General features: G+C 66.9%; 13 protein-coding genes and 1 tRNA gene. 4 read left to right on the top strand and 10 right to left on the bottom strand.

Annotated features, from left to right (window positions below; all coding sequences use genetic code 11):
• The first annotated feature begins 106 nt into the window (after positions 1-106).
• On the top strand, positions 107-928 hold the full coding sequence (locus LY44_RS08300; protein WP_055210490.1) for an ABC transporter permease: 822 nt from the start codon (positions 107-109) through the stop codon (positions 926-928).
• Between the two features lie 4 nt (positions 929-932).
• Here the strand turns inward: LY44_RS08300 and LY44_RS08295 are convergent, their stop codons facing one another.
• The 4 genes from LY44_RS08295 to LY44_RS08285 all read right to left on the bottom strand — a co-directional run bounded on the left by LY44_RS08295 (position 933) and on the right by LY44_RS08285 (position 3,304).
• Positions 933-1,964: a LacI family DNA-binding transcriptional regulator gene (locus LY44_RS08295; protein ID WP_055210492.1), complete on the bottom strand. Its 1,032-nt coding sequence runs from the start codon at positions 1,962-1,964 to the stop codon at positions 933-935.
• A gap of 301 nt (positions 1,965-2,265) precedes the next feature.
• Entirely contained in the window at positions 2,266-2,793 is a 528-nt protein-coding gene (locus LY44_RS18265) for a tyrosine-type recombinase/integrase (RefSeq protein ID WP_055210494.1), read from the bottom strand.
• Positions 2,793-2,921, bottom strand: coding sequence for a hypothetical protein (locus tag LY44_RS18430; RefSeq protein ID WP_262985692.1), 129 nt, complete (start codon positions 2,919-2,921; stop codon positions 2,793-2,795). Before LY44_RS18430 ends, LY44_RS18265 begins: the two co-directional genes overlap by 1 nt.
• A gap of 56 nt (positions 2,922-2,977) precedes the next feature.
• Positions 2,978-3,304, bottom strand: coding sequence for a phage portal protein (locus tag LY44_RS08285; protein ID WP_055210496.1), 327 nt, complete (start codon positions 3,302-3,304; stop codon positions 2,978-2,980).
• A gap of 24 nt (positions 3,305-3,328) precedes the next feature.
• Between LY44_RS08285 and LY44_RS17900 the strand changes: the two genes are divergently transcribed.
• Positions 3,329-3,499: a hypothetical protein gene (locus LY44_RS17900; protein WP_160320040.1), complete on the top strand. Its 171-nt coding sequence runs from the start codon at positions 3,329-3,331 to the stop codon at positions 3,497-3,499.
• Positions 3,500-4,124: 625 nt separating this feature from the next.
• On the opposite strand, the gene LY44_RS08280 is transcribed toward LY44_RS17900, so the two are convergent.
• Together LY44_RS08280 and LY44_RS08275 are read right to left on the bottom strand one after the other, a co-directional pair.
• Positions 4,125-4,691 (bottom strand): hypothetical protein, encoded by a 567-nt coding sequence (locus LY44_RS08280; RefSeq protein ID WP_170126695.1) that lies wholly within the window; start codon positions 4,689-4,691, stop codon positions 4,125-4,127.
• A gap of 178 nt (positions 4,692-4,869) precedes the next feature.
• Positions 4,870-4,946: transfer RNA gene (locus LY44_RS08275), tRNA-Arg, on the bottom strand.
• A 134-nt stretch (positions 4,947-5,080) separates the two neighbouring features.
• Between LY44_RS08275 and LY44_RS08270 the strand changes: the two genes are divergently transcribed.
• Positions 5,081-7,129 (top strand): YgiQ family radical SAM protein, encoded by a 2,049-nt coding sequence (locus LY44_RS08270; protein WP_081024459.1) that lies wholly within the window; start codon positions 5,081-5,083, stop codon positions 7,127-7,129.
• Between the two features lie 7 nt (positions 7,130-7,136).
• Here the strand turns inward: LY44_RS08270 and LY44_RS08265 are convergent, their stop codons facing one another.
• Positions 7,137-8,465, bottom strand: a complete 1,329-nt coding sequence (locus LY44_RS08265; RefSeq protein WP_055210502.1) for an RsmB/NOP family class I SAM-dependent RNA methyltransferase — start codon at positions 8,463-8,465, stop codon at positions 7,137-7,139.
• A gap of 177 nt (positions 8,466-8,642) precedes the next feature.
• On the opposite strand from LY44_RS08265, the gene LY44_RS08260 reads away from it, so the two are divergent.
• A complete protein-coding gene (locus LY44_RS08260; RefSeq protein WP_346243188.1) occupies positions 8,643-9,617 on the top strand; it encodes a DUF6635 family protein in 975 nt (324 codons plus the stop codon).
• A gap of 67 nt (positions 9,618-9,684) precedes the next feature.
• On the opposite strand, the gene LY44_RS08255 is transcribed toward LY44_RS08260, so the two are convergent.
• From LY44_RS08255 to LY44_RS08245, 3 genes are all read right to left on the bottom strand, one after another.
• Entirely contained in the window at positions 9,685-10,179 is a 495-nt protein-coding gene (locus tag LY44_RS08255) for a DUF2076 domain-containing protein (protein ID WP_055210506.1), read from the bottom strand.
• A 145-nt stretch (positions 10,180-10,324) separates the two neighbouring features.
• Positions 10,325-11,635: a hypothetical protein gene (locus tag LY44_RS08250; protein WP_055210508.1), complete on the bottom strand. Its 1,311-nt coding sequence runs from the start codon at positions 11,633-11,635 to the stop codon at positions 10,325-10,327.
• Complete coding sequence (locus LY44_RS08245) at positions 11,628-12,311, bottom strand: ABC transporter ATP-binding protein (RefSeq protein WP_055210510.1); 684 nt, start codon at positions 12,309-12,311, stop codon at positions 11,628-11,630. Before LY44_RS08245 ends, LY44_RS08250 begins: the two co-directional genes overlap by 8 nt.
• Between the last annotated feature and the right edge of the window lie 85 nt (positions 12,312-12,396).

Raw genomic sequence — 12,396 nt, 5'->3', positions numbered from 1 at the left:
CATTTCGGCCAGATTGCCATGCGATTTGGTTATCTTTATGATCGGCCCTCAACGGAACGGCAAGTTTTCCGGGGCTACAAAACGCAAAGTTCCCCACGGCAGAGCCATGTTCAAAGCAGAACGCACGACCAGCGCCCTCGGATCGACCTTCAACCTGCTGGAGCTGGTCTATCACGCCACGGTGCGCGCAATCCGCAAATCGCATGGCAATGCGATCCTCGGCCTGTTGCAGAACATGTTCCAGACCGTGATGCTCGTGGCGACGTTTTACCTGATGTACACGATCCTCGGCATGCGCGGCAGCGCGGTGCGCGGGGATTTCATGCTTTACATCATGTCGGGCATTTTCCTTTACATGACCTATACCAAGGCGATGTCGGCGGTCTTCGGCTCCGAAGGGGCGTCTTCGGCGATGATGAAGCACGGGCCGATGACCACCGCGATCGCGATCTCGGCGGCGGCGCTGGGCGCGCTTTACACGCAGATGCTGTCGATGCTGGTGGTGCTTTATCTCTATCACGCCGCGATCAAACCGATCGAGATCCATGACTGGTCCGGCGCGATGGGCATGGTGATGCTGGGCTGGTTCTCGGGGGTGGCGCTGGGCATGGTGTTTCTGGCGGCCAAACCCTGGAACCCGCAGCTGGTGGGGATGATCCAGCAGATCTACGGCCGGGTGAACATGATCGCTTCGGGCAAGATGTTCCTGGCCAATACCTTGCCGCACAAGATGCTGATTTTGTTCAGCTGGAACCCGCTGTTTCACATCATCGACCAGGCGCGCGGCTATACCTTCATCAACTACAACCCGCATTTCTCGAACTGGGAATATGCGCTGAACGTCGCGCTGGTGCTTTTGGCGATCGGGCTGATGGGCGAGTTCTACACAAGGCAATATGCCTCGGCGAGCTGGGCCGCCAGGCAATGATCCGTCAGGGCTTGCGGATCGTGTCGCCGAACTGGAGGACCGGCTGCAGCTCGACGACCTCGCTTTCGGCGCTGGCGGTGCCGGACTGCCGCGCGACGATCTCGGCCGCCTTGCGCCCGATCTCGCGCCGACAGGCATCCATCGTCGCCAGCCGCCGCGGCAGCCCCTCGAGCAGCTCGACCCCGTTGAACCCGGCCAGACCCAGCCTGCCCGGCACGTCAAAGCCCTTTTCAAGGCAGTAAAGCAGCCCGCCCGCGCCGATCATGTCGTTGGAATAATACAGGAAATCGATGTCGGGGCTGCGCGTCAGCATCGCCCCGGTCATCTCGCGCCCCTTCAGAAGCGCCGAGCCGCCGGAATAGAATTCGGTGTCATGCAGCACGATCCCCGCCTGCGCCAGCCCTTCGGAAAAGCCCTCCAGCCGTTTGCGGGCGCGATGATCCTCGGGCATCTTGGTGCCCAGAAAGCCGATCTTGCGATAGCCCGCGGCGGTGATCGCCTGCGCCATCTGCAGCCCGGCGCGGCGATGCGAGATGCCGACGACGGAATCGACGCCCTCGCCATCGACATCCATGATCTCGACCACCGGCACCCCGGCATTCTGCAGCATCGCCCGCGCCGTCGCGGTATGTTCGAGCCCGGCGATGATCACCCCCGAGGGCCGCCAGGACAGCATCTCGTAAAGGACGGTCTCCTCCTTTTCCGGGGAATAATCGGTGACGCCGACGACGGGCTGCAGCCCGGTGTCCTCAAGTTCGGTGGAAATGCCCGAGAGCACCTCGGGAAAGACCAGGTTCGACAGCGACGGGATGATCACGCCGACCAGATTGACCCGCTGCGAGGCGAGCGCGCCGGCGATCTTGTTGGGCACATAGCCCAGCGTCCGCGCCGCTTCGAGCACCTTTTCGCGCGTCGCTTCCGACACGTCGCCCCGGTTGCGCAACACGCGGCTGACCGTCATTTCGGAAACCCCCGAGGCCTCGGAGACGTCACGCAGGGTCAGGGGACGGCGGGAGTCGTTGGGCGAACGGGCCAAGGCGGGTCCTTTCCGTGGGAACGCTACCAGATAGCGTCAAACATTTCGCTTGTGCAAGTCGAAGCGCATCCCTATGTTATCGCTAACGGAATGATCCGGATCCGTCCGGAGACGCCCGTTCAACCTCGGCGGCGGTCATCCTTCCTCAACCGTCGGGGGCGCGAAAGGGGGAGCGGTGGGCCAATACGCTCCCCCTTTCCCATCTTCTCGGCGCAACCGCCTGCTTTGATTGCCTTCTGCATCTGACCTTTCCCGCCTGTATCATTTTTCGTATCACGTCGCCGTTTCGTTCCGCATCCGTTCACCCCCTCTTTTCGCGTGCACTCAGGGCACGCATGAGTTGCCGCGCCTCCCCCGCATATTTGCGGATCATCGCCTTGGAGGTGTGACCCGAGTAGCTTGCAATCTCGTCATCATCGCAGCCCGCCAGCGCCAGCTCTTGAACCCCGGTGTAGCGCAGCGCATGCAGGTCATGGGCTTCGACCCCCAACCGCCGCCGCTCTTTCAGCATGATTTCCGCCACGTCTTTGTAGCGCAGCCGCCCGCCCCTCGCCCCGCACAGGATGGGTGCATCCGCCGAGGCATCCAGCCGCGCCAGATAGGCCCGCTGCGCCTTGGCACGGTCAGCACCGCTCACGCGCCCGTTTTCGTCCGCCAGTTCTGCCAGATCATCGACCATTTGCGCCGCAGCATGGGCGGCCAGCAGACTGTCAGGCCCGGCCACCTTGACGCGCAAACCCGTGCCCTCGCCCGTCACCGGGTGCAGCCATTCGAGCCAGCGCCCCGGGCCCTGATCCTCTTGCACGTTGTAAACGTCGCCCAAATCCATCAGACACCCTCTTTCGGCGGCGCACCGCCCATGTCGGTTTGAATGTGCCGGTTGCCATAGACGCCGCCCTTGCCGTCCGGCCGGGCAGGCTTGCCGATCCACTCGCGCCCCTCGTCGGGGTTCAGCACTTCGGCCGAAATCAGGCTTGAAATCGTCGTCGCGCGGGTCGCCAGATCGACCCGGCTCAGGTCGTCACGGTCGCGCGCAAATGCACCATATCTTCGCGCGGCGTCGGCGTGTTGTCGATCCGATAGAACGGCTCGCCGGTCGCCTGATCGTAATCGACAGTCACCATGCCGGAACGGTAGCGGATCAGTTCCGCCACCCGGCCATCCGACAGGCGGTTGACCCAAAGCATACCGCCGCGGTCATCGGTCAGCGCGTCAAAGACCAGATCGCGGACGGCGCAAAAGGCCGGGGTCCAGTCGTTCGCCTGCCGGTTCAGCAGGGCATTGACCGGATGCGACAGGGCATCGGTTTCCGTGCCATCCGCCGCCACTTCCTTGACCACGCGGCCAAGGGTCAGGCCGATAAAATGGGAGAGGCCGTTAGCAAAGACGATGACTTCGCGGGTGGGTGGCGCGGATCGGCGCGCGGTATCAGCATCAAAATCCGCGCCCTGATCGCCGAAGACGCCCGTGCCGCGCTGGATGCGATGCTGACCGATGCGCGGAAGGAAGGAAGGGTGGCAAGCCGGGGTGCGTGAGGCCCTGCAAGCCGCCAAGAAATCGCGCGAGACGGTTATCCACAGTGGGCGGCGATACTACATCGCTGGCGTCGCAAAGGGCCACGACAGAGCAGAGGTGGCCATCTTGCCAGCCCCGCCGCTTGGAGTTGCGCCGTCGTGTCACCCGACAAAAACACCCGGTACATCGGACAAAAACCGGGAACAGCTGGGAATAGCCGGTAACAGACGATTTGTGTCGATAGATCATAGCGTTATGATTGCTATGAGCTTCCAGCGTGCGCTCGAACTTTGCACTTTGTGCCGCGCGGTGATGACGATGCCATCGCCACATGAGGCTTGATCTCCTATCCACGTCACTTCGGTACGCTCCGGTGAAAACCCCATTCAAGCCTTATTTTATTGGGATTTTTGCGTTGCGGTAGCGACGTTGGCGCGGCGGGAACTTTGCACGTTTGACGCATCCTGTTGCGCCTAGTGCAAAGTTATTTAATATCAGTGACTTACACGGTAAATCCATGCAGAGGCGCCGCTTTGGCCGCGCCTGGCACCGGAAACGGGTAATGCGATCAAGCCATGCGCCCACCGCATAGCTTTGCGGGTACCGCCCAGACCTGCCATCAGGCGCCACCGCCAGACATGCCCCTCAGTTCTCGACGCGCAGCATGCGATACCCGGCGCCGCCGCTGTCCGCAGCGCCGATCTTGACCTTCTTGGTCACGGTGACGCCTCCGATCTTCGTGAGCAGCGTGGCGCTGGTCTGGTTGTCGGCCGCCGGAGCCTGAAACACCGCCAGCGTCAGACCCGCGGCGATCAGCCCCCAGTAATCGTCCGTCGAGACAAGGCGCCCGCCAGTGCCGGGATCGCATTCGAGGTTGACCGACTTGGCGCCAACCCGCGCCTGCAATCGGGCGCGGGCAGCGCCGTCGGTGCTGTTGTTGACGATCGCCAGCAACGATGCCCCTGCCCAGTCCTTGACGAAGGCGCCGAAATACCCGGCCAGCGGCAACGAGCGTCCGAAAACAAACCCACCGGTGTTTTCTCGGTCATATTGCCATCCTTCGCCCACCGCCGCCGAGCCGCCTCCGTTCGCAAACGCGTCCCACGCGAGATCGGAGGCCTTCCAGTGCCCGAGCCATCGTCGCTCGCCTTGTCGGCAAGGAACATGATGATCTGCTTTCGGGCCGCAGAACCGAAGCGGCGTCCCGCACATTCATTTGCCACGCGCCAGCTCATCGCAGCACCTCGAAGCGGGGCAAATCGGGCTCAACTTGTACAGGTTTTGTACAGAAATCCGGGACTGACCGCCCGTTTCCGGCTGCTTTTCGGCGCAGGTTTCTGCATCGGGTTTTGCAATCGACTGAGAAAACGCCATATTTTTCAGGTTTTTTTGGCGACCCCGAGTGGATTCGAACCACCAACCTGCCCCTTAGGAGGGGGCTGCTCTATCCAGTTGAGCCACGGGGTCACACCGGCTTTTTGCGGGCATCCGGGCAAAAACGCAAGCCGTCTTCGCAGCCGTCCCGCGGGCCCTGCCCTCGGACGCGCCAGCCTGGCCAAGCGGCGTTGAAGTTTCGACCCCGGCGCCCTATACTTCCGACGATGACCACCTCCCGAAATTCCCAGACTTCGCAGCCGTGCCCGCGGCTTCTTGGCAGATCCGCCGCCCCCTTCCTGCCGATGAGCCGCGCCGAAATGTCGGCGCTTGGCTGGGACGCCTGCGACATCGTCCTTGTCACCGGCGACGCCTATGTCGACCACCCCAGCTTCGGCATGGCGATCATCGGCCGCCTGCTGGAATCAAGGGGTTTCCGCGTCGGCATCCTGTCGCAGCCCGACTGGCAATCGGCCGAGCCGTTCAAGGCGCTGGGCAAGCCGCGGCTGTTCTTCGGCGTCACCGGCGGCAACATGGATTCGATGGTGAACCGCTACACCTCGGACCGGCGCCTGCGCAGCGATGACGCCTATACCGCCGGGGGCGAGGGCGGCAGGCGCCCCGACCGCTCGACCATCGTCTACACCCAGCGCTGCCGCGAGGCCTTCAAGGACGTGCCGGTGATCCTCGGCGGCATCGAGGCCTCGCTGCGCCGGATCGCCCATTACGATTACTGGTCCGACAAGGTCCGTCGCTCGATCCTCGCCGATGCCAAGGCGGATCTGCTGCTTTACGGCAATGCCGAACGCGCCGTGATCGAGGTGGCGCAGCGGCTGGCGGCGGGCGAAAGCCCCCGCGATCTGGCCGATATCCGCGGTGTCGCCCTGTTCCGCCCGGTGCCCGAAGGTTTCACCGAACTGCCCGCCGATGATCTGGACAGCGCCGACGAGGGCGCCAGCCGCACCGCGGGCAACACGGTGATCCGGCTGCCGTCCTTCGAACAGGTCGAGACCGACCGCGAGGCCTATGCCCGCGCCTCGCGCGTGCTGCACCGCGAGGCCAATCCGGGCAACGCCCGCCCGCTGGTGCAGCGGCACGGCGACCGCGATCTGTGGCTCAACCCGCCGCCGATCCCGCTGTCGTCCGAAGAAATGGATGCGGTCTATGACCTGCCTTACGCCCGTGCGCCGCATCCTTCCTATGGCGCGGCGAAGATCCCGGCCTGGGACATGATCAAGACCTCGGTCACGGTGATGCGCGGCTGCTTTGGCGGCTGCACCTTCTGCTCGATCACCGAACATGAGGGCCGGGTGATCCAGAGCCGGTCGGAAGCCTCGATCCTGCGCGAAATCGAGGCGATCCGCGACAAGACCCCGGGCTTTGCCGGCGTGATTTCCGACATCGGCGGGCCGACCGCGAACATGTATCGGATGGCCTGCAAGGACCCCAAGGTGCAGGCCGCCTGCCGCCTGCCGTCCTGCGTCTTTCCCGATATCTGCCCGAACCTTGACACCTCGCATGACGATCTGATCCGGCTTTACCGCAAGGTGCGCGAGGTGAAGGGGGTCAAGAAGGTCATGGTCGCCTCGGGCGTGCGCTATGATCTGGCGGTGAAAAGCCCGGAGTACATCAGGGAGCTGGTGACCCATCACGTCGGCGGCTATCTGAAGATCGCGCCCGAACATACCGAGCAGGGCCCGCTCGAACTGATGATGAAGCCCGGGATCGGCACCTATGACCGGTTCAAGGAGATGTTCGACGCCGCGGCCAAGGCTGCGGGCAAGAAGTACTTCCTGATCCCCTATTTCATCGCCGCCCATCCCGGCACCACCGATGAAGACATGCTGAACCTGGCGCTGTGGCTGAAGAAGAACCGCTATCGCGCCGATCAGGTGCAGACCTTCCTGCCCTCGCCGATGGCGACCTCGACGACGATGTATCACACCGGCGTCAACCCGCTGAAAGGCGTGCGGCGCGGCGCGTCCGAGCCGGTCGGCACCGTGCGCGGCACAAGGCAGCGGCGGCTGCACAAGGCGTTTTTGCGCTATCATGACCCCGACAACTGGCCGCTTCTGCGCGACGCGCTGAAAGAGATGGGCCGGGCCGATCTGATCGGCACCGGGGCCCACCATCTGGTGCCCGGGCATCAGCCGCCCGGAACCGGCAAGACGGTTGCCGGGAAAGCCGCGCCCAAACGCAGCTCCTCGCGGCCGGGGCCCGGGGCGAAGACCTTCACCACCAAGGGCGTGCCGTTTCCGAAATTTCCGAAGAAGTGACCCGGGCTCAGGCCGCGTCCCCGGACGGGGCCTGAGCCACGGCGGCGCGTTGCAGCACGGCGGCAAAGAAGCCGTCGGTGTCATGCCGCGCGGGCGTCAGCGACAGATAATCGGGATGGGCCGAGCCGGTCAGCTGCGGCGCCACCTCGGCCAGCGGCACCACGGAAAACTCGGGATGCGCGGCCAGAAAGGCGGCCACGCGCTCTTCGTTTTCCTCGGAGAGCAGCGAGCAGGTGGCATAGACCAGCCGCCCGCCGGGTTTGACCAGCCGCGCCGCGCTGGCCAGGATCCGCCCCTGCAGCGCCGCAAGATTGTCCACCCCCTGCTCCTGCGGCGAGCGCCAGCGCGCATCGGGGTTGCGCCGCCAGGTGCCGGTGCCAGAGCAGGGCGCATCGACCAGAACCCGGTCGAAACCGGCCTTGTGCCGCTTCACCCAACGGTCGGTCTCGCTGGTCAGAAGCCGGGTCTCGGCATTTTGCAGCCCGGCCCGCCGCGCGCGTTCGGCGCAGCGTTTCAACCGCCCCTCGTTCACGTCGCAGGCGATGATCCGGCCCTTGTTGCGCATCTGCGCCGCGATCGCCAGCGTCTTGCCGCCCGCGCCTGCGCAGAAATCCACCACCCGATCGCCGGGCTTGGCATCGACGAGCAGCGCCACCAGCTGCGAGCCCTCGTCCTGAATCTCGATCTCGCCGGTCTTCAGCCCGGGCAGATGCGCCAGCGACAGCCGCGCGCTGACCCGGATGCCAAAGGGTGCCACCGCCGAAAGCTCGGCCGGAAGCCCGATCCCGCGCAGCGCCTGCAAGGACTGTTCGCGCGTGGTTTTCAGCGTGTTCACCCGCAGATCGAGCGGCGGCGGCGTCAGCATCGCCGCCATCTCGGTTTCGAAATCGGCGCCAAAGCGGCGCCGCAGCGCCCCGGCGGCCCAATCGGGGCATTCCAGCCGCACATCGTCCGGCATCGCGGGGTGATCGACCGGGCTGCCCTGCAGCTTCACCACCAGCGTCGCTTCCGCCTCGGTCAGGATCGAGGGCGCATATTTCGCGCCGCTGAACAGCCGTTTCAGCTGATCCGGCTTGCGCCGCTCGACCAGCGCCAGAAAGGCCAGCAGCCGGTTGCGATGGGTGTCCTTGCGGCCGTGCCGCTCCAGCCACCAGCCCAGCCGGGCCTGATGGCGCAGCAGCTCCTGCAGGGTGGCGATGATCTCGCCGCGGTCGGCATCGCCGATCTGGCGGCGGGCGCGGAACCAGGCCGAGACGATCGCATCGGCGGGACGCGCGACGGTGTCGATCTCGGACATCAATTCAAGGATGGCTTGCAGCTGGGCAGCAGGGGTCACGGGTAAGACGATCCGGTTGAAAGGGCGAGGGGGCTGATCTCGGTGCGCAGCTGCGGCCGGATTCAGGCGGCCTTGCGGCCCCCGGGTTTCTTTACGGCGAAGATCGGGTTTTGAAAACCGTCATTCGTGAAAGGCCCGGGGCGTTTGCGCCAGGGCGCCCTTCACATCGGGGCCGGGATGCTTACCTGTGCAGAACCTTTTCCCCGGATCTGCCAGATGACCGCTGCCCCTGCCTTGTCGCCGCCGCCCCTCCGCCTGCCGCGCTGCCGCGCGCGGGTGGAGACTTTCGTGACCCGGCATCTGACCGGGGCGGGCACGTTGCGGCTGCACCGGGCGGCGCTCGGCCTTGATCTGCTGCGCGCGCCCGCGAATGTCGCTTTGGCGCCGGTGCTGCTGGCCTGTCGCGGCGGCGCCCGGCTGGCGGGCGCCCTGCGATGGCCCCGGGTTTCGGCCTGGCTTGCGACCCGTCAGGTGCTGCTGCGCACCCGGGTTTCGGCGCAGATCGAGGCGGCGCTTTTGCGCGATCTGTTCGAGGCGCCGCTGCCCGAGACCGCCGCCAACCCAGGTCGGGCCGCGCTGACCGCGGCGCTTTTCGCCGCGCCAGAGCTGCGCGGGCCGCTTGCGCAGCACCCGGACGGCGGCAAGGCGGCGGCGCAACGGGTGATGGCGGTCCTGACCGATTACACCGGCACCCGGGCCGCGGTGGCGGAACTGACCACCGCGCTGGTGACGATCACGCTGGGCGCGCTGCTGTTTCAGGCGCTGACGCCGGGAATGTTCTCGATGGCACCCGGTCTGGCCGAGGCGGTGTCGCGCGAAGCCGCCGTGACCGGCTTTCCCCTGGGCGAGACCCTGGGCGGGCTTTGGTACGGGGTGTTTCCGACCGCGCCGGGGCCCTGGCTGACCGGCGTGACGGTGGTCGGGCTGATGTCGGTCAGCGGCGTCGTCACCGCTTTTGCGGGCTGTCTGGCCGATCCGGTGCAGGCGCGGCTGGGCCTGCACCGCCGCCGCCTGCTGCGCCTGATCGACACGGTCGAGGCCGAGCTCTCCGGCGCGCAGGACCGCCCCTTTGCGACGCGCGAACATTACCTTGTGCGGGTCTTCGATCTTTGGGATGCGGCGCTGTCGCTGTTGCGCGCGTTCCGGACCTGAGACCGGTCCCTGCCGACAGCAAAACGCCGACGGAGGTCCGTCGGCGCTGCTTCTTTTGCGTTTCGGCTTACCACTCGCCGCTGTCGTCGAAGCCCGGATCTTCCATCTCGGGCTCCGCCTCGGGCTCGCCCGCCTGCGCCTCGCCCGCGAACATCCCGGCGACGGCATTGGCCAGCAGCATGCCGCCCGCCACCCCCATCGCCGTCTGCGCCGCCCCGGCCAGGAACCCGCCCGGCGCGCCCTGCGGCATCGGCTGGCCCGTCGGCGCCGACCGCCGCGGCGCCCCGCCGCCAAACAGCCCCGAGAGGAACCCGCCGCCCTGCGGCGCCTTCCGGGCCTCGGCCAGATCGGCTTCCAGCGCGGCGATCCGCGCTTCGGCCGCGTTCAGCGCATGTTCCTGCACCACCACGGTCTGCGCCATGTAATAGGGCGCGCCGGGCTGGCGGGTGATCGCCTCGCCGATGAAACGCTCCGCCTCGGGATCGCGGACGGGCATCTGCCGTTCGACCTGCGTGAGCTTTTCGAAAAGGCCCGCGATGGCCTGACGGTCGTTCGTGTCCATTCTCGTCTCCTGTGTCGATCTGGTCGGCCCGCTCCGGGGCAATGCCCGAAGCGGATCGGCCCCGAGATGGGGACGCCCCGTCGCCGTTGCGAGAGCCGGTGCGATCACGAAAATGTTTCCCGGCGCGCGATGCCGCGGCCCGGGGTCAGCCGCGCAGATCGGCAAGGACCGGGCGGGTCAGGGTGAACACGGCCGGGATCAGCGCCATCACCGCCGCGACGCTGAGGAAAACGGCCGCCAGATGCAGTTCCGGCCAGCCCAGGCTGGAGCGCACCAGAATATCGGTGCGCGCGGTGATCATGGCGGAAATCGCTGCCGTCGCCGCGAGGCCCAGCCCCAGCCCCAGCGCCGTGCCAAGCCCGATCAGCGTCATCGCGTAAGACCAGATCAGCGCCAGGATGAACCGCGGCGGTGCCCCCAGACCGCGCAGCAGCGCCAACCGTCGCGCCAGCAGCCGCGCGAGCAGCATCAGCCCGGCCAGAACCCCCGCCGTCACCAGCGCCTGCGTCAGGAGTGCCAGCACCGACATCACCTGCCGGACATCCCCCATCAGCACATGCAGCCGGGCAAGGATCGTGCCCGGAAAGAAGGCCATCGTGCGGTCGGTGCTGAATTCGGCCTGCAGCGCATAGGTGGCAGCCAGGCTTTTCGCCCGCACCAGCGCCGCGGGCGTGCCCGGAAAGGCCTGCGGGTCGAACGGCTGGCCAAGCGTGCCGTCCCAATCGGCCGCATGGCCCGAGCCCATGCCATGCAGCGACCAGACCGATTCGATCGGCACCAGCAGCGCGCGGTCCCAGGGTGTGCCGGTCAAGGGCATCCGCCCGACGACGCGATAGTGGTACCCCTCGTGCGCCTCTTCCTCGGCGTCATGGCCAAGGCCATGTTCGGGGGTGAACTCGGCCCCCAGCGGCAGCGGCACCCGGGCGCCCACCACCGCCTCGGTCGCCGTCTTGAACATCCCGCCCTCGGCCAGATCCCCTGCCAGATGCGCGACGAATTGCGGCGTCGTGCCGACCGTGGGCAGGCCGTTCCAGCTGTCGCCAAAGCCGATCGGCGCGGCCAGGCTCACCTCGGGGTGATCGGCGATGGCGGCAAAGGTCGGCCCGTCGATCAGCGCCATGTCCGAAGGTTGCAGATAGACCGCCGCCAGCATCGCGGTGACCTCGCTGCCCGGCGCCGCGATCACCAGATCGAATTTCGCCGCCGCCTGCGCCGTGCCCTGCCGCAGCCCGCGTTCCTGCGCGAGCAGCCCGACCCCCAGCGCCACCGACACCGCGATCAGCGCGGTGAAGACCAGGCTGGTCCAGATCTGCCGCAAGATCAGCCCGCGCAAAAGCGGCCCCAGCCGATAGCCGTGCAGCACCGCGCCGCCGATCAGCGCCGCCGGGGCGAGCAGCGCCAGAGCCATCAGGCTGTCCTGCACCGCGTTCGGCAGGCTTTGCCACAGATCAACCATGCTGTTCCCCCGCAATCACCCCGTCGCGCAGATCGATCACCCGGTCGGCCAGCGCCATCAGCGCCGGATCATGGCTGGCGACGATCAGCGTCCGCCCGGCCTCGCGCGAAAGCGCGATCAGATCGGCCGAGAGCCGGTCGGCATTGGCGCGATCAAGGCTCGCCGTCGGTTCATCGGCCAGCAGCACCGCCGGATCACCGGCCAGGGCCCGGGCCACGGCGATGCGCTGCCGCTCGCCGCCCGAATAGCTGGCCGAGGCCCGCCGGTCGGCCGTATCCAGCCCCAGCCGCGTCAGGGCCGCCCCCGCCCGGGCCGCAATCTCGCCCCGCGCCGCGGCGGGCGCATAAAGCGCGGTCAGCGCCGCATTGTCGGGCGCCGAAAGTTCCTCGAACAGCAGCGGCTCCTGAAACACAAGGCCGACCCGCGCCCGCCGGAACGCCGCCCGCGGGCCGTCGCGCAGCGCCGCAAGGTCGGTGCCGCCCCAGAGGATCCGCCCGGTCCCGGGCCGGATCAGCCCGGCCAGCACATGCAGCAGCGTCGATTTCCCCGCCCCCGAGGGGCCACGCAGCACCACCGCCGAGCCCGCCGCGATCTGCAGCTGCGGGATCTGCAGCAATTGCCGCCCGGCCTCGCCGCACAACCGCAGGCCCTCGACCTGCAGATCGAGCCCGCGCATCGTCACCGCCCCGGCAGGGGGGCAGGCAGGACGGGGCAAAGGCTCTGTCGGCATATCCGCGGCTCCGCTTCGAATGCGATTTCAC

Source organism: Rhodobacter capsulatus (genome assembly GCF_003254295.1).
Lineage (GTDB): Bacteria > Pseudomonadota > Alphaproteobacteria > Rhodobacterales > Rhodobacteraceae > Rhodobacter > Rhodobacter capsulatus.
This window is presented reverse-complemented; position numbering and strand designations above follow the sequence as displayed.